Source organism: Gardnerella sp. KA00243 (genome assembly GCF_049244105.1).
Classification (GTDB): domain Bacteria; phylum Actinomycetota; class Actinomycetes; order Actinomycetales; family Bifidobacteriaceae; genus Bifidobacterium; species Bifidobacterium leopoldii.
This window is the reverse complement of the sequence record NZ_CP058375.1, coordinates 1,479,661-1,503,994: the sequence shown is the minus strand read 5'-3', so window position 1 is coordinate 1,503,994 and position 24,334 is coordinate 1,479,661. Positions and strand designations below refer to the sequence as shown.

Annotated in this window: 19 protein-coding genes, 2 tRNA genes, 2 pseudogenes and 1 riboswitch; of the genes and pseudogenes, 6 read left to right on the top strand and 17 right to left on the bottom strand. The window is 43.6% G+C overall.

All coding sequences use genetic code 11. The annotated features are described in order from the left end of the window. Positions 1-140: 140 nt before the first annotated feature. On the bottom strand, positions 141-1,427 hold the full coding sequence (serS, locus tag HXT50_RS05940) for a serine--tRNA ligase (protein WP_004574030.1): 1,287 nt from the start codon (positions 1,425-1,427) through the stop codon (positions 141-143). Between the two features lie 107 nt (positions 1,428-1,534). Between serS and trxA the strand changes: the two genes are divergently transcribed. The 3 genes from trxA (at position 1,535) to HXT50_RS05925 (ending at position 4,755) form a co-directional block, all read left to right on the top strand. After that, positions 1,535-1,876 (top strand): thioredoxin, encoded by a 342-nt coding sequence (gene trxA / locus HXT50_RS05935; protein ID WP_004110313.1) that lies wholly within the window; start codon positions 1,535-1,537, stop codon positions 1,874-1,876. 133 nt (positions 1,877-2,009) lie between these two features. Next, positions 2,010-2,996: a G5 domain-containing protein gene (locus HXT50_RS05930; RefSeq protein WP_410295666.1), complete on the top strand. Its 987-nt coding sequence runs from the start codon at positions 2,010-2,012 to the stop codon at positions 2,994-2,996. Positions 2,997-3,159: 163 nt separating this feature from the next. Then, a complete protein-coding gene (locus HXT50_RS05925; RefSeq protein ID WP_064340570.1) occupies positions 3,160-4,755 on the top strand; it encodes an MDR family MFS transporter in 1,596 nt (531 codons plus the stop codon). 56 nt (positions 4,756-4,811) lie between these two features. On the opposite strand, the gene HXT50_RS05920 is transcribed toward HXT50_RS05925, so the two are convergent. From HXT50_RS05920 to pgi, 10 genes are all read right to left on the bottom strand, one after another. Beyond that, positions 4,812-5,522, bottom strand: a complete 711-nt coding sequence (locus tag HXT50_RS05920; RefSeq protein ID WP_174164399.1) for a GmrSD restriction endonuclease domain-containing protein — start codon at positions 5,520-5,522, stop codon at positions 4,812-4,814. Positions 5,523-5,572: 50 nt separating this feature from the next. Beyond that, positions 5,573-8,137, bottom strand: a complete 2,565-nt coding sequence (locus HXT50_RS05915; protein WP_174164204.1) for an ABC transporter — start codon at positions 8,135-8,137, stop codon at positions 5,573-5,575. Between the two features lie 269 nt (positions 8,138-8,406). Next, the gene (locus HXT50_RS05910) at positions 8,407-9,510 is read right to left on the bottom strand and encodes a LacI family DNA-binding transcriptional regulator (protein WP_004105321.1); all 1,104 of its coding nucleotides are present in this window, start codon (positions 9,508-9,510) and stop codon (positions 8,407-8,409) included. 12 nt (positions 9,511-9,522) lie between these two features. Further along, on the bottom strand, positions 9,523-10,266 hold the full coding sequence (locus HXT50_RS05905) for a ribonuclease HII (RefSeq protein WP_410297131.1): 744 nt from the start codon (positions 10,264-10,266) through the stop codon (positions 9,523-9,525). Between the two features lie 65 nt (positions 10,267-10,331). Beyond that, positions 10,332-11,120: a signal peptidase I gene (gene lepB, locus HXT50_RS05900; protein WP_004105326.1), complete on the bottom strand. Its 789-nt coding sequence runs from the start codon at positions 11,118-11,120 to the stop codon at positions 10,332-10,334. A 28-nt stretch (positions 11,121-11,148) separates the two neighbouring features. Next, a complete protein-coding gene (gene rplS, locus HXT50_RS05895; protein WP_004105329.1) occupies positions 11,149-11,514 on the bottom strand; it encodes a 50S ribosomal protein L19 in 366 nt (121 codons plus the stop codon). 246 nt (positions 11,515-11,760) lie between these two features. Beyond that, positions 11,761-13,275: an ATP-binding cassette domain-containing protein gene (locus HXT50_RS05890; RefSeq protein ID WP_174164207.1), complete on the bottom strand. Its 1,515-nt coding sequence runs from the start codon at positions 13,273-13,275 to the stop codon at positions 11,761-11,763. Between the two features lie 80 nt (positions 13,276-13,355). After that, positions 13,356-15,104, bottom strand: a complete 1,749-nt coding sequence (locus tag HXT50_RS05885; protein WP_004574036.1) for an ABC transporter permease — start codon at positions 15,102-15,104, stop codon at positions 13,356-13,358. A gap of 222 nt (positions 15,105-15,326) precedes the next feature. Beyond that, entirely contained in the window at positions 15,327-15,473 is a 147-nt protein-coding gene (locus HXT50_RS05880) for a hypothetical protein (protein WP_004574037.1), read from the bottom strand. A 104-nt stretch (positions 15,474-15,577) separates the two neighbouring features. Then, positions 15,578-15,738, bottom strand: a riboswitch (M-box (ykoK) riboswitch). 172 nt (positions 15,739-15,910) lie between these two features. After that, complete coding sequence (pgi, locus tag HXT50_RS05875) at positions 15,911-17,605, bottom strand: glucose-6-phosphate isomerase (protein WP_004105339.1); 1,695 nt, start codon at positions 17,603-17,605, stop codon at positions 15,911-15,913. 330 nt (positions 17,606-17,935) lie between these two features. Between pgi and HXT50_RS05870 the strand changes: the two genes are divergently transcribed. Continuing rightward, positions 17,936-18,008 (top strand) — tRNA-Thr (locus tag HXT50_RS05870). 70 nt (positions 18,009-18,078) lie between these two features. Next, positions 18,079-18,159: transfer RNA gene (locus HXT50_RS05865), tRNA-Leu, on the top strand. A gap of 31 nt (positions 18,160-18,190) precedes the next feature. On the opposite strand, the gene HXT50_RS05860 is transcribed toward HXT50_RS05865, so the two are convergent. The 4 genes and pseudogenes from HXT50_RS05860 to HXT50_RS05845 form a co-directional block, all read right to left on the bottom strand. Beyond that, positions 18,191-18,877 carry a non-canonical purine NTP pyrophosphatase gene (locus tag HXT50_RS05860; RefSeq protein WP_004105345.1) on the bottom strand — a complete coding sequence of 229 codons (687 nt, stop codon included), beginning with the start codon at positions 18,875-18,877 and terminating at the stop codon, positions 18,191-18,193. A 22-nt stretch (positions 18,878-18,899) separates the two neighbouring features. Then, positions 18,900-19,661 (bottom strand): ribonuclease PH, encoded by a 762-nt coding sequence (gene rph, locus HXT50_RS05855; RefSeq protein WP_004105347.1) that lies wholly within the window; start codon positions 19,659-19,661, stop codon positions 18,900-18,902. Positions 19,662-19,727: 66 nt separating this feature from the next. After that, a pseudogene (locus HXT50_RS05850) lies at positions 19,728-19,958 on the bottom strand (ABC transporter C-terminal domain-containing protein); the annotation flags it as partial. Between the two features lie 104 nt (positions 19,959-20,062). Next, positions 20,063-21,824, bottom strand: a pseudogene (locus HXT50_RS05845) (ABC-F family ATP-binding cassette domain-containing protein); the annotation flags it as partial. Between the two features lie 127 nt (positions 21,825-21,951). Between HXT50_RS05845 and rnc the strand changes: the two are divergent. After that, on the top strand, positions 21,952-22,782 hold the full coding sequence (rnc, locus tag HXT50_RS05840; RefSeq protein WP_421777114.1) for a ribonuclease III: 831 nt from the start codon (positions 21,952-21,954) through the stop codon (positions 22,780-22,782). Positions 22,783-23,336: 554 nt separating this feature from the next. Here the strand turns inward: rnc and rpmF are convergent. Next, positions 23,337-23,531 (bottom strand): 50S ribosomal protein L32, encoded by a 195-nt coding sequence (gene rpmF, locus HXT50_RS05835; protein WP_004574042.1) that lies wholly within the window; start codon positions 23,529-23,531, stop codon positions 23,337-23,339. Between the two features lie 172 nt (positions 23,532-23,703). Beyond that, entirely contained in the window at positions 23,704-24,333 is a 630-nt protein-coding gene (locus HXT50_RS05830; RefSeq protein ID WP_004574043.1) for a YceD family protein, read from the bottom strand. Position 24,334 lies beyond the last annotated feature (1 nt).

The following is a 24,334-nucleotide window of genomic DNA, read 5'->3' as shown; positions in this document are numbered from 1 at the left end:
TCATCACGTATAGAACGCAACACACAACACCCAGATTCAAAAAACTTATCAACTAAAAACAAAGCCCAGGCAATTTCCCGGGCTTTGTAGTTAATTAAACGATTTTTTGAAACAAACGCCATGTTTGTTCACGAGCAAACTCACGCTTCCCACTTAGTTGGCTCAATGACTTCCTTGCCACCCATATAAGCCTGCATAGCCTTTGGAATATCAATCGAACCATCCTCATGCTGATGATTTTCCAAAATAGCCACAAGCCAGCGAGTAGTAGCCAAAGTGCCGTTAAGCGTACTAACTGGACGAGTTCCACCATCTTCCATACGTTCACGCACATTCAAGCGGCGAGCCTGATACTCAGTGCAGTTAGAAGTAGAAGTAAGCTCACGGTAACGTCCTTGCGTTGGAACCCAAGCTTCGCAATCGAACTTACGAGCGGCAGAAGAACCAAGGTCACCTGCAGCAGTATCAATAATGCGGTAAGGCACTTCTACCTTAGCAAGCATTTCTTGCTCCATGCCTAGCAACTTCTGATGCTCAGCGCGAGAATCTTCCTGCTTGCAATAAACGAACATCTCAACTTTATCAAACTGATGCACGCGAATAATACCAGAAGTATCCTTTCCGGCAGCACCAGCCTCACGACGGTAGCAGCTCGACCAACCGCAATAACGCAAAGCACCATTGCTTAAGTCAAGAATCTCATCCTCATGCATACCAGCCAAAGCAACTTCGGAAGTACCGACCAAATACTGATCATCTGGCTCGCGCAAACGGTAAATCTCGTCCGCATGAGAATTCAAGAAGCCAGTTCCGCGCATTACTTCCGGGCGCACAAGCGTTGGCGTAATCGCAAGCGTAAAACCGTGCTCTTCGGCTTGATCGACAGCCATAGTAAGCATTGCGATTTGCAAGCGAGCCACAGCACCGCGCAAGAAGTAGAAGCGAGATCCTGCAACCTTCACGCCGCGACGCATATCAATTCCAGCAACTCCAGTTCCAAGAGTCAAATGATCCTTTGGCTCGAAACCTTCTGCTGCAAAATCGCGAGGTGTGCCAACCTTCTTAACTACAACATAATCGTCTTCTCCGCCTTCTGGAGCTTCATCTTCAACGATGTTAGAAAGCTTCCACATTGCTGTAGTGTAGTCTGCAGTAGCTTTTTCGGATTCAGCTTTGTATTCTGCAACCTTCGACGCTAATTCTTTAGTTTCAGCAATAAGCGCAACCTTTTCCTCCGCGCTAGCTGTTGCAACCTTCTTACCAATAGCTTTTTGCTCAGCGCGAGCCTCTTCAAAAGCCTTAAGAGCAGTACGACGCAAGTCATCGTTGTGCAATACTTCATCGACGAGCTCAACGGATTCACCGCGCTTGCGCTGCGATTCCTTAACTACGTCGGCATGTTCACGAATAAATTGGATATCAAGCATGACTCCTAGCCTAGTGCCGCAAGACGACAGATAAGCACACTATCGACAACATTTATGCAAGGCGGCACGTACAATAAAGCAAATACGCAAAATATTGAGGGAGTAATATGGCAGCAATACATGCTACTACAGAAAATTTTGAGAAGATTGCTTCGACAAATGAAATAGTTGTTGTCGATTTTTGGGCAACGTGGTGCGGTCCATGCAGGTCTTTTGGTCCTATTTTTGAGAAGGTCAGTGAAAAATATCCCGAAATTCCTTTCGTAAAAGTTGATATTGACAAAAGCAACGAGATTGCTGCAGCTGCTCAAATCCAAGCTGTTCCAACAGTAATGGTTATTAAGCGCGGCGAAGTTATTTATAGACAAGCTGGAGCATTACTAGCTTCTGATTTGGAAGATTTGGTTGAACAAGCTAAATCTTACGAATCTAATGATTCTGAATCCTGATTTATAGACTATGCCACGAGATATAATACGTGAGGTTTTGCATATACGTTTTGCACATACATTTTAGTTTTATTACTCTACGTTGCGAGCGTTTGCAAGTATCAATAGAGTAATTGCAGAAATAAGGAGGGTTATGGCCAGTCACCGTAAGCATACTGTTACGCTTGGTTCACTCAGTTTACGACAGTGGGCTAGAGTTAGCGCGGTTATTTTAGGCTTCATTGCTTTGGTGATACTTGGTTTTGCCTCGCGAGATTTTTACACTTCGTCTAAAGGTCACGCTGTTCAGGTTACTTCTTATTCGGCAACCGATTCTTCGCAAGTTTCTCGTAGTGCTAGCCGTCGCATGTTGCATGATAGCGCAACTTCATATGTTAACGTTGTTATAAATGGTCATCATCGTACTATTTTGGGCAATAATTTCACTGATGTAAAATCCGTTCTTGATGCCGGAGATATCACTCTTGAGCCACACGATGTTGTTACTCCATCTCTTACAACTAAAGTTAGCGAATCAACTGTTATTACTATTAATCGTGCAGGCGCAAAATTAGAAAATTCCGACGACCCAATCGCGTTTAACGTCGTTAAGAAGGAAACTGCTGCACTTCCAAAAGGTACTGAGAAGGTGCAAAGTGAAGGCGTTAACGGCGTAATGGAAACAGCAAAAATAGTTACTCGAACTAAGGGAAAAATAGTTTCCTCTAATATTTTTGCTTCTTATGTTAAAAAAGCTCCAAAAGATAAGGTTATTCTTGTTGGAACTGGCGGTTCTTCTGCCGGACTTGGCTTAGCTGCTTCTATCGGCACGACTGTTCCTGCTGGCGAGATGCAACAATGGGCTCACGATTGGCTTATTTCTAACGGTTATAGTGAAGCTGATTTTACTGCAACAGTATTTATTATTTCTCATGAATCTGGCTGGCGCGTAAACGCAATGAATCCTTCTGGAGCTTACGGTTTACCTCAAGCTTTGCCAGGCGGAAAAATGGCTTCTGCCGGAGCTGATTGGGCTACTAACTATCAAACTCAGCTCCGCTGGTTCTGGAATTATTGCAATGGTCGTTATGGCTCCATTCAAGGCGCTTACAATCATTGGCTTTCCTACCACAGCTACTGATTAGAATCAGTCTAGATATTATTGTTTTGCGCAAATTAAGTCTTACAATTTTTCGTTGTAATAGATAAGAGAATAGACTTAAGTCGATTGACTTTTGCCACCTATGCTTAAAAATATGCTTAAGAAAAACTACGTTTAAGAATAAAAAGGATGTTTTATTTTGATGCACTCAACATGGCTGTCTAATAAAAGCCAAAATCTCAGCCATGCGCTAACAGGCGAAGAAGCATACAATAACAATCGTCTTACACGTCCTGCTTTAATTTCTCTTGCTATTCTTACGTTTATTACATTTATTGGCAATTTCGCACAATTACAACTTACTGCAGCATTGCCAACAATAGTTCAAGAATTTGGCATAAGCGTCACAACTGGTCAGTGGCTTACTTCTATTTTCCAGCTGATTATGGCAATTATGGTTCCACTTACAGCATTTTTAACAAGACGCTTTTCTACTCGCCAAATTGTTATTACTTCCATGTCGCTTTTTACTTTTGGATCCGTACTTGCATGGCTTAGTAGCGACTTTATGATGGCACTTGTTGGCAGAACTCTTGAAGCTATTGGCACTGGCGTAATGTGGCCTGTTTTACAAATTACCGTATTCTCCGTCTACCCTGTTACTCGCAGAGGTGTGGCAATGGGAAGCGTTGGCATGGCTATGAGTATTGCTCCAGCAATCGGTCCTACTATTGGCGGTTTGCAAACTGATATTAATGGATGGCGTTCTATTTTCTGCTCTCTTACTATTATCGGAGCGCTATCCGTCGTTTTAGCAGTATTTTTCTTGCATAATTTTGGAGAACATGATCTTAACGCGCATGCTGATTTCTTCTCGGTTGGTCTTTCGGTTATCGGCTTCGGCGGACTCATGTTTGGATTCACTAATATTGAAGGATGCGGAATTTCCCACCCATTATCTTGGGCTCCTATGATTATTGGTGCTTTTGGAATTGCTTGGTTTGTTATAAGGCAGTTGCGAGCGCAAAAACGCGGTCATACTCCTCTTCTTGGTCTTAATGTGCTTAAAAACCGCTACTTTATGGTAGGTACTATTTGCGCTTGCCTTACATTTTTTGCTTTCAGCTCAATTATGGTGCTTATTCCGCTTTATATTCAGTCTGATCGTGGTTTTTCAGCAACTATGAGCGGCTTAATTCTGCTTCCTGGAGCGTTCGGCATGGCTATTTCGCAGTATTTTGGTGGTCGTATGCTAGATCGCTTTGGAGTGCGCCCAGTTGCTATGGCAGGCTCTATTATTCTGTTTTTTGGCACTGTAATGATGAGTCTTATTGACATGGATACGTGGATTTGGTGGATTTCCATTTGGCAGTTTACTCGCCAAATTGGCATGGGATTCTTGCTTATGCCAATAACTACGTGGTCACTTAATTGTTTGCGTAAGGAAGAGCTTGGCGACGGTTCGGCTGTAACTAATACTATGCGTCAGCTTTGGGGCGCTATTGGAGCACCTGTTTTAGTAGTTACAATGACAGTATTGACAACTCTTCACCATTCTGGCACAGGTCACGCTGCCGATGTTGCTGCTAGTATTTTTGGAGTTCAATGGACTTTGCGCATTAGTGCTATTATTACGGGAATTATGGCTCTTATCGTTATTTTTGGAGTCAAGGGCGAAGGCACAGGTTCTGCTCACAATCTTGCGCGTAGAGCTATTGACCGTATGCGCGTTTTGCATATTCCTCATTCAGCAGAGCATCACGACGTAATGCACGATCACACCCATAATCATTACTAAATGCTTATTAAACGCTTACTAAGTCGCTTTTAAGGATACTAGACTGAGCAAAATCCTTACTTTGGCAATTTCTGTGCAGAACAGTTATGCAATACGCTTTCCATACTCTGCTTTTCTTCGCGAGTTACAGTTAAACCATATTTATATTTAACAGCTATTTGCCTAGCAACATATTCGCACCTAAAGGTTTTGTTTGAAGGAAGCCAGTAAGCTGCGGACGCGGAACCTTTTTCTTGATTAGCAGCTCCTTCAACCGCGAGTAGATTCATCATATCGTTGCCAAATTTTAATCGTTTTGCACGATTCCATTTCCATGCTCCAGATTCCCACGCATTTTGTAATGCAACAACATGATCTATTTGAATTAAGGCACTAGTTTTTCGCCCACGCACGAAGTTGATATCTTTGCCAGTATACGGATCATGCAACAAGCCGAAACGCACTTGGCAAGATCCTGCGTACTTGTATTTCACATTTTGTAAATCACGCGCTAAAACATCTTCCCTAACGTCACATCCGTTACCGTCATCGTCAGTAGTACGATATCCAAATACTTGACGCTCGTACCCGTAACGATAAGGCTTAGATATACGCAATTTTTTCAATGCTTGCGCAGCTTCTCCGCTTGCTTCATATTCTCCTGTAATCTTCCCAACGTTACTGTTTATTTTAGGAAGCAACAAGCCAATAACAATCCCACATAAAACAGCAAACAACAGCATCCAAAACAGCGCAAGAAACTGCCTCTTGTTACCACGATTACGCATGTTCAGCCCCCAACCCAACTTATGCATATTCTATATTTTTTAAATTAAAGTTAGTTACTGCTCTTAACTCTCATAACAGACGGTATTCTTTGTAAAACAACATCTACAACTTGCTGAATCATAATTACAAGCAAAACCATTGCCATAACAGCATAAACAGTGCTCCATGCTGGAATATTAGCTGGAACCGGATGGATAGTGTGAGAAACAACTAGTGCGGCTACAGAAATGCTAATTAACGATATAGCAAGAACAAGTGCCGACATGCCTCCACTTTTACGAGCCAAACGCATTCTTTGTTGAGAAACTTTATGCATTGAAGTAACCATTCGATTAACGCAATGCTCACCTTGCCTAAATGCAAGTACTTCATCGATACCAAGTTCAATATCACTTACTTCATTCTCAACTTCATGTTGTTCAATGCGCACTTTATTTGCAATATGCTTGGAGCGTATAAGTAAGTATCGAGGAACAATAAACATAATAAACACGCACGAAGCAATAGCTACATAAGACAAATTCGCATCGAAATAGTACAAAACAACCATAAGAGGCACAACTGCAAATATCATTCCAACATTCATGCTGATATGAGCTTTATGCCAACGTTCGTGATGCATATCTACACCTGCAAATGTTGTAACAAGAGTTAATGCACGAACTGCCATACAAGCAACAGCAACAAGCACACACTGTTGCATTACAAAACCAAATATTGGACGTCCTGCAACAGCAAACATTGCTGAAACAATAGCAACAGGAATACATACTGCAGAAACAAGATTGAGAGCAGTACTAAACATTGATATAAAAGCAAAAATAGCACGTTTGAACTTTGAGATTGTTCTCACTTCATAAGTGTAAGCAATACTTGCAATAGAAGAAATATGCTTGTTTTTATTAGGATCTTGCTGAGCTTGCTCAACGTTTTGCGAGTTTCGTGAGTTTTGCGAGTTCTGAGATTCGTTTAATTGATTTAGTTGCGTAATATTTTTAGAACTATCATTAGCAATATGACGATACGATTCTACAGTTGCTATTTCGTCCGTTGAGCTAATACCAGCATCATTTGGCATTAACACTATTACATTTGCATAACGCGCTATGCGACGCAATATTTTAACAATTCCTTCAGCTTCATGATTGCTAATATCACATTGGGAATAATCAAAAACGTACACTTTAGTGTGTCTTAAAATTGCTCTAGCGAGAATAACTCGACGTTTTAAATCTTCAGAATTATAGGATGCTTCAGGATTATTAAAAAGTCTATCTATTGGCATATCTAGACCGTCGTAATCGGCATAAACAACGCCATCTATTCGCACAGCTCGCAATGCATCCCACATCGCAGTAGTCGTAGCTGTTGGAGCAGCCAAAAGTAAGTTTTCTCGCAATGTTGTGGAAAATAGATGACTTCGCTCGCTAACTATAGTAACAATATCTGCTAAAGCTGCAGAACTTGCATCATTCAACGACAAGTAAGATGCACTATCGTTTGCGTCAAATACTTCAGAAACTACAAATGGAGAAACGTCGTCTTCATGAATATCATAACGGTCGCTATAAGAAAGCAATATGTCAGCAGATTTGTTAAAACCTGTACCAGAAAGTATTTTCTCACGCATAACATGATGATATTTACTTGGAATAACTTGCAATTCACCAGATTTTGCAATTATCGATAAACGCTGAGCTTCATTAGTATTCGCATTATTTTCCAAAATATTGCATCGCATACGCAAAGCAATATTGGTTGAGCCATCAGGCAAAGATAATGTTGAACCATCGTCACTAAATGCTATTGGAGCAGGAGAATCAGTAACCATTTTTAACAATGTTTCAACATGATCCAAACCATGAACAGCATGCTTAACTACATGCATATTCTTACCAACAATTCTCAGTGGCTGGACGCTTAACATTAACAAGGGCATTGTTAACAGAGCTGCAGCAAGACCTACACCTTTAACGGAAGATAACCAAACAGTTGCAACAATTGCGAGTCCAGCAATAACATAGGCAAATAACGCACTTACACAACGCCACGATACTGGGCTTAGTGCCAACGAGAATATAAGAGAAGCGACATTAAACAATGCAGCTAATGCGCAAATCCCGGCTATAGCAGGGTTAACTGTAAATAGTGCTGCAGAAACAACCACAGGAACAGGAATAGCTGCAATAATTTGTGGAACTAAAGAAGCAACAAAACTTTGTATTGCAAAAATATCTTCATTTACACGCAAAGAAGTAATGTCATGAGAATCTTCAATATCTACAGAACGTAGAGATAACATTGCGTGCAACATTTTAGGGCGCAAACGCATAGCTATTCGCGACTCAATTTCTGCACAAACAGTACACGACCAGTAAAAAACTGCATATTTCAGCAAAATAATAGCAGCTAAAGCAATAATGTAAGACGTAAATTCAACAGAACTCATTAAAGAAGTTCCAGTAGAACGAACAGGTCTTAATACTGGAGACAACATCCCAACGCAAACGTAGACAAAAGCTATGTTTACAAGATAAGAAATCGCAAGACACGCCGACCTTAAAATAACTAGATGCTTAATTCCTGGCACGAACGCAAAGCAGCGATTTATCATCTCCTGATCCTTTTCTTTATTCCATATTTATTCAAAAAACCACACACTCCCAACTGATGTTAAGATTACGCTTCACACACACCATCAACACGCCGGCATCCGCGTAATTATGCTGATTTTAAGCCATTTTGCCAGATATTAGCATTAAGAAAATAAAGTTGTTTCACAACTGTTTCACGCAATATTTAAATAATCAAAAAAATAATTAAAAATACCATTCTTAATTCTATTCTCGATAATTTTTAATGCAATTTTTCACAATCGCAAAATTATCTCAATACGGCACCAATAGAAGAACGCAATTTTAAGCCAGCAGGTATTTGCCCAACTCCATGAGACATATCTGGGAATGCTGGCTCAGGCCCATGATTCATTAATCTCAAAGCTTCACGCACTGCCAACGACCCTAATTGCTGCATATCGAGACTCACAGTTGTAAGAGGTGGGAAAAAATCACTTATTGCCGGAATATCGCCGAAACCAACAACACTAATATCACTCGGAATTTTCAAACCGTGCTCATACAAGGAACGCACAACTCCTACTGCCTGCTCATCGCTTGAAGCAACAATAACAGTCGGCAATGCAATGCCATCTATGCCAAATTTCTCAATCATATGATTCATTCGCGCGTAACTTTCAGAAGACTTCCACGAAGTACATTGCACAATATGCGAATGAATACCTTGAGCAGTTGAAAGTGAACGCCATGCAATGAGTCGCGTTGCAGCACCTCTCCATTGCGAAGGACCTGCTATATAAATGGCATTTCGATGTCCATAATGCGCAATAAGTGACACAATATCGTTCATTGCGCGAGATTGATTAATACCAATCATTGAATACTCAACGTTGCTATGAGAACGCAACATATTCATGCCTTCATGCGCGCTTATTGCACCATGAGTAGCAGTAACGCATACGCACGGCTTAAGAATACGCGTACGACACAGTGACGTAAATATTGCATCTGTTGGAGCGTCAATTATTAATCCGTCGACATTTTGCTCTTCAAAACTCTCGCATAAATCTTGAATATCACTTTGTTCACATAATGTTTCGTTGACCATGCTAATAGAAAGAAAAAGACCACGAGATTTTGCTTGCGCTTCTATAGGAGCAATAATGTTTCGAGATGTTCTATTTTCTGCACCAACGATAAGCCCTAAAGTACGCGATTTCTTAGTTGCTAATGCGCGTGCTGAATTACTCGGATAATACCCAAGCTGCTCAATAACTCGCAGAACTTTAATTCGCGTGCTAGCAGAAACATCAGGAGAATTATTAATAACGCGAGAAACAGTTTGATGACTTACACCAGCAGCGTGCGCAACATCGATCATTGACACGCGTTTTGCTTCATTTTTTGCCATATGCACCCTCGCTTATAAATGCCAAGACAATCTATGCAAATCGCTAGGTCCTACTTTTTTAATGGCATTGCGATGAGCTAAAGAACCGTAACCCTTATTACTTGCCCAATCGTAGGCTTCATATTGCGGATTTTTAGCAAGAGATACCATAAGATTATCTCTAGTAACTTTTGCCAAAACTGCAGCTGCAGCTACGCTCGCACACTGCCTGTCTGCTTTTACTAAAGTATGAACTTTTACAGGCTCAGGAACGTAAGGAGCGTCAAAAGTATTTGCGACTTTGTCAATATAATCGCAAGGTCCATCCAATATTGCGGCAATACGAAAGTTTGAATTCGCACGCGTATTCGCACGCGTATTCGCATTTACGCTAAAACTTAGCTTTTTAATATCTTCTTCAACTTTAGAAATTGCTTTTAATGCAGCGACACCAAGCGCATAGCTAATGCCCCACTCATCAATTTCTGTGTTAGTGCAAGATTCGACTGCCCAAGTTGTACACCATTTTTGCAACGGTTCATAAAGCTCTTCTCGACGCTTTTCGCTCAGCAATTTAGAATCAGCTAAGCCTTCAGGCATATAGTTTTCTTTTACTTGTTTAATTCCAATAACTACAGCTCCTACCATCACAGGACCTGCAAGAGAGCCTCTTCCTACTTCATCAAGACCAATAACCCAATCATAGCCTTCGCAAAGCAGATCTTGCTCATATTTAAATGATGGAACAAGCGGTATATTGGATGATTTATTTGGCATAATTGAAATCAGTTGATATAAGTCGCGCTAATACAATTTCGTTAATACTAATTGCGCTAATACTCTTATTTTGCAGGACGATCAGGCACATTGTTAAAATCATCATGATGTTCGTCTAAAAGACCAATTCGATCAAGCGGCCACGATCTAAACACAGCAACGCCCTCGATTTTGGAAATAGGAACTAAACCGTCATCGCCATCATTGCGATGGTATCGTGAATCTGCAGAATTAGAACGATTATCACCCAAAACAAACACGTGACCGGCTTTGACTTTTACTTTAAACGGAAAAGCACTCGGGTCAACACCAGGACGAATATAGGAAGATTCTCGTATTGGAACACCGTTCACAACAATAGGCTGCCCAGCGCCTTTACATTCAACAGTATCTCCAGGCAAACCAATAAGACGCTTAATTAAATCCTTGCCAACAGCACCGGAAGAATTTTCACCACTCAACCAATGTGCAGGATCCTCAAAAACAACAATATCTCCACGTTTTAATGGGAATAAGCGCGGAGTTAGCTTAGTCGTAATAACATAATCGCCAATATGAATAGTATCTAGCATAGAGCCAGAAGGAATTGTGTAAGCTCCAAATAGGAACACACGAATAAGTATCACTACTAATACTGGAATACCGAACCATGTTATAGCATCGCGCAAAGTTAGGCGGTCATTTTTAGCACGCTTAGAATGTGCAAAATGCTTACCTTTTCTATTTTTGCGCTTAAACATGCGAGAGCCGGAAGGTAAATCTCCTTCCGGCTCTGGTGGAACCGGTGAAGGATCTATACCATGACCCGCTACTGAAACGATATGAGTATCGCTAATTTGCGTGTCATCAGTCATAACAAATACCCTTCACATAAGTTCCATTTTACTTAGCAGAGTTATCGCGACGCTCGGCAATACGAGCAGCCTTACCACGCAAAGCGCGCAAGTAGTAAAGCTTAGCGCGACGAACGCGACCGCTACGAACCAGCTTAATCGAATCGATAGCTGGAGAATGAAGTGGGAAACGACGCTCAACACCAGTGCCGAAGCTCACCTTACGAACAACGAAAGTTTCACGCACGCCAGCACCCTTACGAGCAATCACAACGCCGGTGAAAGTCTGAATACGAGTGTTGTTGCCTTCCTGAATCTTAACATTGACATCAACGGTATCGCCAGGACGGAAAGCTGGAATTTCTTCAGCAGCCTTAAGATGCTTAGCATCAAATGCTTCTACAGCATTTACCATAATATTCCTCCATCGCCGCCGCATATCGACGCATAGTAAGCGTTAGCAACAAATGTGCTACGCAATTCTTTCCCCAAAAAGTTCGCTTTTTAGGGGGCTTCCGATCCGCGCAATCTTAAATAAGAAGCGACTAGACCTAAAAGATAAAAGAACTATGCGGCATCCCTTTATCGAAAGCATACAAATACCAAATTATGCTCAATAATGGACATTATTGAGCATAATTCCGCACTATTCTGCACTATTTCAGCGCACAACTCCATCGAGAGGAGCAGTTTCAACTGTACGAGTCAACTCGTCATCATCAGCGTCATAATCAAACAACTCGCCGTAACGACCCCAGCTAATTGCAATATCAAACTGCTGACGTGCCAAAGCATCCGTGTGCTTACTGCGCAACAAATCCAAAATCAGCTCGCCACGAAGCTTTCCGTTACGATTCCTACTCAAAGCTTGATCAATTGCGTGCACAAGAGGTGCATGTTCAATCGCAAGACGAGCAAAAACTTGCTTACTGTGCAAAATATCGGCATTATGCCACTCTTCACCCTCAGAAGTAATAGTAATATGACCGTTTTCTGCAGTAAGTAAATTAAGCATCGTGCCCGCATCGACAAGTGGGAACAAATCATCAATCTCAAACGACAAATCAGCTGCCAAATCCGCCAAATCAATGCCATCTGGGTTTTCAGAAATCACGTCAAGCAAACCAGCCATACCACCTGGTGTAGCGTTTGGAAGCAAATGAACAGCCACAGGCTCTGCCTTTACCTCACCTGCTTCAGCTTCATCCTCACTTTGCTTATCTTCATCTTCATCGTCATGGTGGCGCTGAATAAGCATATCTGCAATTGCTGCAGCTTCGTTATCTTCAGCATCTTCATTAGTTGCATTATTTGCTTGATCTTGAGAATCAGCATCTTCGGAAGCGTCTTGCTCTGCAGCGCTTTCTGGAGCAGAACCAGTCAAAATAGCATACAGATTATCAACCATCGCTTCAAATTCAGCACTGTGCTTATCTCGAGGACGAGGCAAATCAACATTCACATCAGCAATTAAGTGACCTGGATGAGATCCAAGAACCACAACGCGATCAGCCATTTGCACAGCTTCTTCAATATTGTGCGTCACAATAAGCACAGACTTAATATCTCGCTCCTCGCTAGACCACAGCTTAAGAACTTCCTGACGCAAGTTTTCTGCAGTAAGCACATCGAGAGCAGAGAATGGCTCGTCCATAAATAATGCATCCGGTCGTAGCACCAACGCGCGCGCAATACCAACTCGCTGACGCATACCGCCGGAAAGTTCCTTAGGATATGCTGTTTCAAAGCCGTCCAAACCGATTGCGTCAATTGCAGCTAAAGCAAGCTCAGTACGCTTTTCTTTACTAACGCCTCTAGCACGCAAACCAAGTTCCACATTGTCTTGTACTGTAAGCCACGGCATAAGAGCGAAGGTTTGAAATACGATTGCAACACCTGGGTTTGGACCTGTCAGCTCGCGTCCGCGATACGTTACTGTGCCTTCTGTTGGCTGCACAAGACCAGCCATTGTGCGTAGGAAAGTTGATTTTCCAGCACCAGAACGTCCTAATATTGCTACGATTTCACCTTCGCGAAGGGTGAAAGAAATATCGTGCAAAACGTGCTGAGTAGTGCCACTGTCAGAAGTGAAGCTTTGACTGATGTGCTTTGCGTCGATAATATCGCTTGTAATTGAGGATTGCACTTTTTTTGCATTGCTCTTTAAAGTATTCATAATTTTGCCAATCTTTTTCATAAAATTTTGTTATTTTAAGCGATTTATTAGTAATTTTATTAGTCGATTTATTAGTCGATTTAATTCAATACGTAACGTTTTTCGGAAATACGTTGCATTGGCGACCAGAATAATCGGTTGCTTAAAACAACAATCAAGCTCATAACAGTTACGCCAACTAAAGTGCGCGCAGAATCTCCTAAAGTGGTTGCATTAGTAATATATGCGCCCAAACCCTGAGTTTCCATGTGGTTCTTTCCATATTCCACAATCTCAGACACAATCGAAGCATTCCATGCACCGCCTGCAGCTGTAATACCGCCAGTGCACCATGAACCGAAAATAGACGGCAAAATAAGCGTCTTCCATCGCAAAGTACGATCCAAGCGGAAGCTGCGCGTCATTTCACGCAAATCATCAGGGATAGCACTAGCACCTGCAATAACATTGAACAGAATGTACCATTGCGTGCCAAGAGCCATCAAAATAATACTTCCCCAACCAAGATCAATATGCCAAGCCATAAACCAAGCCATAGCAAACGGGAAGATGAAGTTTGCTGGGAAGCTAGCAAGAATTTGCACTATAGGCTGCATAATACGCGAAATCTTAGGATTCATGCCGATTACAACACCAACAGGAACCCAAATAAGCGAGCTTATTAAAATCAACACAGCAACGCGTATAAAAGTGATGCCACCAAGCATGCCTGCAGTAATAAACTCATGCAAACCTGCAGTTGTATACACAAAGTAAAGCATATGGGCAGCGCCAGCAGCCACAATAATTAGCATAATAACGTTAAATACCCAATCACCAAGCTTATGCTGAGCAGCCTTGTGAGGCCACTTGGAGCCTGTGCGACCGAATGGGCGCGTTACTTTTTCAAGCCACTCGCGAATTGGCAAAAACAGTTTACTAATAACTTCATCTGCATGAGAGTGACGAATAAGAGTCAAAATAGCACTGTGACGCTCATTATCAGATGCGCTTTGCGTAATGCGGAAACGCTCAGCCCAAGCTGTAAGCGGTTTCCACAAGAAGAAGTCAAGTGCCAAAACAACAATCACCATCGACACAATAGCCCACCAAATAAGACCAAGCTTATTTTCGGCAGCAGCTTGTGCCACAAAACTACCGATGCCAGGAAGAGCGTAAGTGTGATTATTTACGGAAATCATTTCCGAAGCTGTAAGGAAGAACCATCCGCCTCCAACAGACATCATGCAATTCCAAAGCAGTGGAATCATTGCGTTAGGCATGTCTAGCACCCAGAAACGTTGCCAATGCGTGAGTTGCAAACTACGAACTGCCTCATCCAGTTCCTTTGGCTCGCTGAGCAGCGAACGGTGGAACGAAAAAGTCATATTCCATGCTTGACTCGTAAAAATAGCAAAAATCGAAGCGGCTTCAACACCAAGCATCGATCCAGGGAAAATTACCAACCAAATCGTGACAGTTGCCGAAAGGAAGCCAAGAATTGGAACTGATTGCAAAATATCTAGAAGAGGAATAAGCACCTTGCCAAGCCTACGACTGCGAGCTGCAAGAGAGCCATAAACAATAGTAAAGATAAGAGATGCAACTAATGCGATCAGCATGCGAAATACTGAGCGCAAAGTGTAGTAAGGCAGATTGATTAAGTCCGTGGATACCTTAGATGGTATGCCACTTGGACCAATCGGTTGATTTATGCGCTGAATAAGGAAGGCAGTTACGCCAAAAACGGCAATAATGCCAACGCACACAATAATATCCGACCAGAAACGAGTGTTCTCGTCGACTTGCGCACCTGCGCTTTCTTTGCGCGAAGTTGTAAATACGGTCATAATAAAGTCCTCGAATAGGCAATAAGTGGGTTCACTTTCGTGTATTTTTTATTTCTATTCATTTATTACGCAGATATCTATTGAGATTTCTATGCGAATTTCTATTTAGATTTTCGTAAATTCTTGCGTAGCCGTATCACCATTGATTACGTTACAGGCGCAAATAACTAGAACTCACGTTTTAACTCCACAAATTATATTTCGTAAGTTATATTTCGTAAGTTATATATTTCGCAAGTTTTGCAACCTAAATTCGGTGATTGCCGGCTTCATATATTCAGGAGGAACATCCGAACTACTACTGCCAATAGTGTCGGAACCTTCATCAGTACGAGTACTAGAATTATGGCTTTTACTGTCATGTTTCACGGCAAATCACCTCCTTAAGTTAGTGCGCTGCCGGCGCAAATCTTCATCATTGAATCGGAGGTTTACAAGAGAACAGAGGCGCACCAAAACACACAAACGCATGTTAAGCGTGCCACGTCGTTCAAGCTTCAGCTTCGCAGGGCGGTGGCGTTGCATTAGTCGAAGCCTTGAATTCGACAACGACTGTTAACCAGCGTGCAGTGTCTCCACTGTGTTGCGGCAGCAACCCGTATCCCCGTGGTAGCCTTACCTACCGACCGTGCTCATTATAAATTATTGTTGCAGTTGTGTCAACATGCAGCAAAACACATTGCGATGCATTTGAAACTTACAAAACTCAGCGACAGATGCTAAACAAAAAAGCCTCTTGACGAATTAACGCCAAGAGGCTTATAAATCAACAATCGCTAAAAACGATTGCCTATATGACTACTATCTTACTTGCGATGAGCGCGATAGAAGCGAATCAAGCTCTGTGTAGAAGCATCCTGAGCTGCCAAAGCTTCATCATCCTTAGAAATTGCAGGAGTAATCTGCTTTGCAAGCTGCTTGCCAAGCTCCACACCCCACTGATCGTAGGAATCCAAGCCCCACACAGTGCCTTCAACGAAGGTAATGTGCTCGTAGAGAGCAATAAGCTCGCCCAAGCTAAATGGAGTCAAAGCATCGCCGAAAATGGACGTGGTTGGACGGTTGCCCTTGAACACGCGAGCTGGCACAATCTCCTCTGGAGTGCCTTCAGCGCGAACTTCATCAGCAGTCTTGCCGAAAGCAAGAGCCTTAGTCTGTGCAAGATAGTTGCCCAAGAAGAGCTCGTGCACATCCTGATCGCCATCCTTAGTAGGATTTGGCGTGTTCACGAAAGCAATGAAATCAGCTGGAATAAGCTGAGTGCCCTGGTGAATCAACTGGTAGAAAGCGTGCTGGCCGTTAGTACCTGGCTCACCCCAGAAGATTTCGCCGGTTTCGCTTGTTACAGGAGTGCCGTCCCAGCGCACAGACTTACCGTTGGATTCCATGGTGAGCTGCTGCAAATAAGCTGGGAAGCGGTGCAAGTATTGATCGTATGGAAGCACAGCGTGAGAAGCAACCTTGTAGAAGTTGCGGTACCAAACGTTGAGCATACCGAGAAGCACAACAACGTTCTTCTCGAATGGAGTCTCAGCGAAGTAAGTATCGATTGCATGGAAGCCCTTCAAGAACTCTTCGAAGCGCTCTGGACCGAGAACAACAGCCAAAGAAGTGCCGACAGCGGAATCCACAGAGTAACGACCGCCAACCCAGCTCCAGAAGCCAAAAGCGTTGGTTGGGTTGATGCCGAACTCTTCAACCTTTTCGAGGTTGGTGGAAACAGCCACGAAGTGCTTAGCAACAGCTTCAGCCTTCTTTGCGTCGCTTCCGTCAATAGCACCGCACTCCTGAAGCTTATTCAGCAACCAAGTGCGAGCGGTACGAGCGTTGGTCAAAGTCTCCAAAGTAGTGAAGGTCTTGGAAACAATGATGAACAAAGTGGTTTCTGGATCCAAATCCTTGGTCTTTTCTGCCATATCGTTTGGATCAATGTTAGAAACGTAGCGAGCGCTAATACCAGCGTCAGCATATGGCTTCAAAGCTTCGTAAACCATGACCGGACCCAAATCAGAGCCGCCGATACCAATGTTTACAACGGTCTTAATGTTCTTGCCGGTAACGCCCTTCCAAGCGCCGGAACGAACTTCGTTAGCGAAATCGTAAATGCGACCCAACACTTCACGCACGTCTGCAACGGTATCTTGACCGTCAACAATGAACTTGCCAGCATCCTCTGCAGGACGACGCAAAGCAGTGTGCAAAACTGCACGATCTTCTGTATTATTAATGTGCACGCCAGTGTACATTGCCTTAGTGCGCTCGTCAAGCTTAACTGCCTTTGCAAGGTCTGCGAAAAGCTTAAGAGTTTCAGGCTTAATTAAATTCTTAGAAAGATCGAAGTGGAGATCTCCAGCTTCGAAGCTCAACTTATCCACGCGATTTGCATCCTCAGCAAACCACTTCTTCAGGCAAACACCTTCTGATTGCAACTCGTCGTAATGCTTCTGCAATGCAGCCCACTCTGGGGTTTTTACGGCGTCAACTGGCGGATTGATGGCCATTTCTAGGTCCTTTCATTTCTTCAACTTACGTGACAGCAATCGTCACTATAGTCCAATTCACAAGATACTCACAAAAGCAGACAGAAACACGCGAAGCTTAACACAAAAATGAACACAATCACACTGGTGCTGCGCGAAAGCAGGTCGTCGCGCCTGCGAGGAAAGAAATCCCACAAAACTCGCGCCACACTAAACGAATTGCAATACAAACTATGCAATACTTGCTTAATGACTATTATATTTTGTACGGCGCGCCCATTGGACAAATTTAAAAATATGATATATAGTAATTGATTTGTGCGCGAGTCGCGAATGCGTCTCGGGCAACATGCCGCTTTAGCTCAGTCGGTAGAGCGTCTCCCTCGTAATGAGAAGGTCGACAGTTCGATTCTGTCAAGCGGCTCTCTGACTCGCTCGAGTGTATTAATACTTTTGATTTGTTTTTATTCGCTCGATTATTTATATGAGTCTATGCGCGAGTGGCGGAATGGTAGACGCGCAGGATTTAGGTTCCTGTGTCTTACGACGTGTGGGTTCAAGTCCCATCTCGCGCACGAAATTTTTCGCTTATTCAGTAATAAATGCTTATTCGGTAATAAATAATGCCTGCAACTCCGGCAAAAGCGCGCGCAAAGCATTACCTCTGTGCGAAATAGCATTCTTTTCTTCTTGAGTCAGCTCCGCGCTAGTCAAACCTTTCATTTGCACACCATCGCGAATAGGCTGAAGATCTGGCACAAATAGCGGATCATAGCCGAAACCGTTAGTTCCGTGCACCTCGCGCAACAAGTGACCAACCATTTCTCCGACTCGAACAGTCTCAAAGCCGTGAGAATGCGACATAACACTGCCTTCAGGAACCTCACTGCACCCATCCGGAATAGCAAGAGCTGCAGCACAACGAAAACGAGCAGTACGACATTGATCTGGAATATCAGAAAGTTGGCGCAAAAGAAGCTCATTATTAGCTTTATCGTCCCCATGCACACCACTCCACCTGGCAGAAAGAATACCAGGGGCAGCACCAAGCACGTCGACAATAAGACCCGAATCGTCTGCAATAGCAGGATAACCTGTTCTTGCAGCAACATCACGCGCTTTGAGCAAAGCATTCTGTTCAAAAGTCACGCCAGTTTCCACAGGATCAGGCAAGCCAAGAGAACCTGCAGTTACTAACTCGAAACTGTTTGCCAGCTTCGACAATTGCTCCTCTAAAATTTGCTTAATTTCAACGAGTTTTCCCTCATTATGTGTTGCCACAATAAGCTTCACGCCCGTTCTCCTTCAATCTCTTCTATTTTGCTAAAGCGGCTTTTTGAGCAGCTTGCAATTCGCGATTACCTTTAGTTGCCAAATCAAGTAACGTATTTAATTCGTCGCGATTAAATGGACGATGTTCTGCAGTGCCTTGAATTTCAATGAAAGTGCCGGAACCTGTCATAGCTACGTTCATATCTGTCATAGCTTGACTGTCTTCAACATAAGGCAAATCAAGCATAGGCGTGCCGTTAATAACGCCTACAGAAACAGCGGAAATAGAATCCTTAATAACACTTGCAGCAGAGCGAATATGACCATTCTTTTCTGCCCAATTAAGCGCATCTACCAAAGCTACATAAGCTCCAGTTACAGAAGCAGTACGAGTTCCACCATCCGCTTGCAACACGTCGCAATCAATTTGAATCTGGCACTCACCCATTGCTTTCATATCGACTACACCGCGCAAGCAGCGACCAATAAGACGACTAATTTCGTGAGTGCGACCACCAATTTTTCCACGCACAGATTCGCGATCAGTTCGCTCAGCTGTTGCTCTAGGAAGCATAGAATATTCGGCAGTTACCCAACCCAAACCGGAATCTCTACGCCAACGAGGCACACCAACCGTAAAAGTTGCAGTGCACATTACGCGCGTATTGCCACACTCAATAAGCACAGAACCTTCAGGAACATCAGTAAATTTACGTGTTATGCGCACAGGTCGGAGCTCGTCAACATTACGACCGTCAACGCGAATTGGTTTTACAGATTCCAACATATCCTTGATTTGAGTCATACCTCACAAATTTAGCACGTGGCTGTTATCTTCTATTTCTTCTTCTTAGCGCGCAGCAATTTTGTACTAAAGCTGCTCAGAAAGCTTCATCCACTCATCCTCAAGAGCACTGGTTTCTTGCTCGTTTTTTTGGAGATCTTCGTTAAGAGATTGAAGTCCAACAAAGTCACTTGGGTTATGCGCAGCCATTTGCGCTTCAATTTGCGACTTTTCTTCTTCAAGCTTTGTAAGTTTTCGCTCGATTGCAGAAACTCGCCTTGCAGCATCGTGATAGGCTTTGCCTGTAAGTTTTGGCTCAGCTACTGTACTTTCTGAACTTTCTTTAGTTGTAGAATTTGCAGTACTTGAAGCATTCACAGTACTCGCAGTACTAATGCTATTTTCGTGATCACGCTGCAACTTTTCTACAATTTGCAAATACTCATCTACACCGCCTGGAAGGTGACGAATTTTGCCGTCAATAAGCGCAAATTGCTGGTCTGTTACGCGCTCAAGCAAGTAGCGATCGTGCGAAACAACAATCAAAGTGCCGGGCCAAGTATCGAGCAAATCCTCCATAACTGCAAGCATGTCAGTGTCAAGATCGTTTCCAGGCTCATCCATAATCAGCACGTTTGGCTCGTTTAGCAAAATCAGCAGCAACTGCATACGGCGCTTTTGACCGCCCGAAAGATCCGCAATTGGTGTCATAAGCTGCTCGGGCTTAAAACCAAGCCTTTCCATAAGCTGACCTGGAGTCACTTCTTTGCCATCGATAATATAGCTAGGCTTATAGCGACTTAAAACTTCTTTTACTTTATATTTTCCAAGCTTTTCAAGCTCTTCTAGCCGCTGCGAAAGCACAGCAAATTTTACAGTCTTGCCAATATTTACGTGTCCAAGCGTAGGCTTTAGAGACCCGTCAATAATGCTTAATAATGTTGATTTTCCTGCTCCATTCGCGCCCACAATTCCAAAACGATCGCCTGGGCCTATAAGCCAAGTTGCATCGTCTAAAATCATGCGTCCAGTAATAGTTTTGCGCGATGCAGCTGAAGTTTCTGCAATGTTTTCTGCGCTCGTAGCAGTATTTTCAGAAGTATTTTCCGCAGTATTTTCAAAAGAATTTTCTTGACTCTCGTCAACGGCAATAGTAACGCTTCCTACGTGAGTTGGTTGCGCAAAAGCAGATTCTACAATATCGACTTTATTTGATTTTTCTGCATTATCTTCACCTAAAGATGCGTTTTCTACAATATCCGGATCGATATTTTTTAGCTGCTGAGCGTTGTCGAAAATTTGCGTAACGTCAATTAAATCAACAACTTGCTTACCAAGACGCGAAGTTGCCATTTTCTTCAATTCAAGAGTGTCTCTTAGCGGCGGCACATCTGCAATAAGCTCACGCGCTTGCTTTACGTGGAATTTTTGCTTAGTAGAACGCGCACGAGCACCCCTAGAAAGCCAAGCTAACTCTTTTCTTGCCAAATTTCTGCGACGCTCTTCGCGCACATCCGCTTGGCGTTCACGCTCCACGCGTTGCATCATATAAGCGCTGTAACCACCCTCGAAAGGATCAATTACGCCGTCGTGCACTTCCCACATCGAAGTGCAAACCTCATCCAAGAACCAACGGTCGTGCGTCACAATCAAAAGCGCACCTTGACCGTCCTGCCAACGGTGAAGAAGATGCTCCGCAAGCCAATGAATCGTCACAACGTCCAAATGATTCGTAGGCTCATCCAAAGCCAAAATATCCCAATCGTGCAACAATAATCTTGCTAAATCTGCGCGCCTGCGCTGGCCTCCAGAAAGCGTGCCTACTTTTGCTTCCAAATTTATGCCACCAAGAAGCGCTTCTACAATTTCGCGTGAACGCTGATCTGCAGCCCACTCGTAATCTTCGCGATTTTCAAGAGCAGCCTCGCGCACAGTTGCGTTATCATCCAATGGATCTCGCTGATCCAACATGCCAAAAGTAAGCCCTCCGCGTTTTGTAACGCGACCAGAATCAGGCTGCATTGTACCGGCAAGTAGTCGAAGTAGCGTTGACTTTCCGTCACCATTTTTTCCAACAATACCTATTCTGTCGCCTTCAAAAACACCTTGAGTTACGTCTGTAAAAATCGTTTTTGTAGCAAATTCTAGCGAAACTCGTTCTAATCCCAAATCATACGTAGGCATAATCCACAAATATAGCTGAACACTTATACGAAAGGATATAGAAGAAATATGGAAAAATGCGATCGCAAATGCGAACACGAAGCTTAAAAGCGCTTGTGTTGGTAGTAGGACTATAATAATACGTGCTATGAAAACTCAGAACAATCAACAAAATCAACAGAATATGCAGAGCAAACACAATCAAAACAATCAAAACAACTCACATGCGCAACACAACGAAGATGGAGTTTTGAGATTAGATGGCGATGAAACACGTCCTGGAGACCCAACGCAGGAACTTTTGAACGCTTTAGGCACAACTATTTCGCCGGATCTTTTGGTAGAAGCACTCACCCACCGCTCGTTCTCGCACGAGCATCCTGGCACACGAAATTATGAGCGACTTGAGTTTTTGGGCGATGCTGTGCTTGAGTTAGTTTCTACGGAAACGCTGTTTTCTACACATCCAGACATGACTGAAGGTCAGCTTGCAAAGATGCGAGCGAAAGCTGTGTCTGAATGGGCGCTTTCTGCTGTTGCGCGCGAAAAGCTGCATGTTGGCGCGTATATTCTTCTCGGTCGCGGAGAAATGGAGCAGGGCGGAAATAATAAAGATTCAATTTTGTGCGATATTGTTGAAGCGCTTATTGGCGCAACTTTTGTTGAGCATGGAATTGATGAAGCTCGCAGAGTTGTGCATCGTTTGATTGACGACACTTTGGCGGAAGTGCTAACTGAAGGACCAGCTCTCGATTGGAAGACTTCGCTTACAGTCAAAGCTCACGATATGGGTTTGGAAGATCCAGAGTATCGAATGGCTGTTTCTGGGCCAGAATACGCACCAGTGTTTGAAGCTCGCGCGGTTTTGGCGCATAAGGATGGCGACGAAGTGCTGGGAGTCGGAAGTGGCTCTAGCAAACGAAAAGCGCAACTCGCAGCCGCCGAAATCGCTTGGCACGCACTCGACGCGCGTAAGTAACTACGAACTTTACCTGATCTGCGAACTTTGTCATCGATACTTCGAATACGATAAGCGACTATCAATCAAAGAACACTAGCATTATTGCTCTGCCATCGCTACACCGAAATGACTACCACACAACAAAAACACTAATCATTTTCTGAGTAGTGAGGGGTGGGTGTTGCTTGAGAGGTCGAATATTAGTGCGGTAGAGATTTGAGATTTTTCGCACTGAGCGCGGCGAACGTCAGAGCCGCAGGCTGCTGATTCGCCAAGCGAAGAAGAAAAATCGAAAAATCTCTGCGATAAAACGAGGTTATTAAAGATTAAACACGCAGAGTTTGGGGGATTTCTTTACGAGCACTAAAAGAGGACTGAGGAAGCAACATTCCTTAAGAACAAAGCAAACAGCAAAACCTCTAACAGCCAAAGCGACGAAGGACGGGACGTGCGAGGAGAGAAATCCCCCAAAACTCACGCCACACCAAACGATAACTCGCGCAACAACCACAATACGCAAGAAAAAGAAAAACCCTGCCACCCGTCGATGGCAGGGTTTCTGTTAATAAAACCTACTTGGTGTGCTCGGAGCGAATAGCTTCACGGTAAACACGACCACGGAAGGTTCCGCAAGATGGGCAAGCCATGTGTGGGAATGCCTGAGAACCGCAGTTCGGGCAAGTCACAGTCTGCACGGCAGACGCCTTCCAATTAGCGCGACGCGAATGCGTATTAGCACGCGAGGTCTTGTACTTAGGCAGTGCCATAATTCTTTCCTCTATTTCGTTCAATCGATTGAGCTTAAGCGTTCTGTATATTACAGCAAGCGCCGTACAAATTGCGCAACCTAATTTCTCTTTAGCGCAACAGAAACTTTACAAGCGCGCGCAGTTTATGCCGCTTTTCAACCCAAAAACGGCAGCTACTTTACACCTCGTATTAATGCCGCTCTTCATTCTGCTCAAGCTGAGCTTTCAAATCCTCTAAAGCAGCAAAACGAATATCCGTAACGTCGTGATGATGATCTGGATGCTCGTTTAAGTTTTCGCCACACTGAGAGCAAAGTCCGCGGCAATCCGGCTCGCACAACGGCTGCAACGGCAACTCACTTACCATCGTGTCGCGAATAAGAGCCTCAATATCCGCAAAATCGCCACCCGCAACTAGCGGATACACATTGCCTGACTCGTCATTTTCATCCCAAATTTGCGATTCAGCTTCATCCGCATCGCCACGAGTATTGCGATTATCAGAACGATTAGAACGCGAGTCAGCATATGGGAAGAATACACACACATCCACTTTCCAATCGCGACGAAGCGGCATCAAGCATCGAGTACATTCTGCATGCACCGGAGCAGTAATACTGCCCTGAAACATTAAGCCGTCAACCACAGCATCAAAATCGCCATCAACCATAACATCGCTGCCTGGCTTTACGCCAATAACGTAATCTCCAATGCCTTCCGGCGCCGGAAATACGCGATGCAACGACATGCTACTACCAGCGCGCGCAGCCATTTGCGCTACTGGAACAGCCCATGGTGATTGGGATGGATGCGAAGCCATT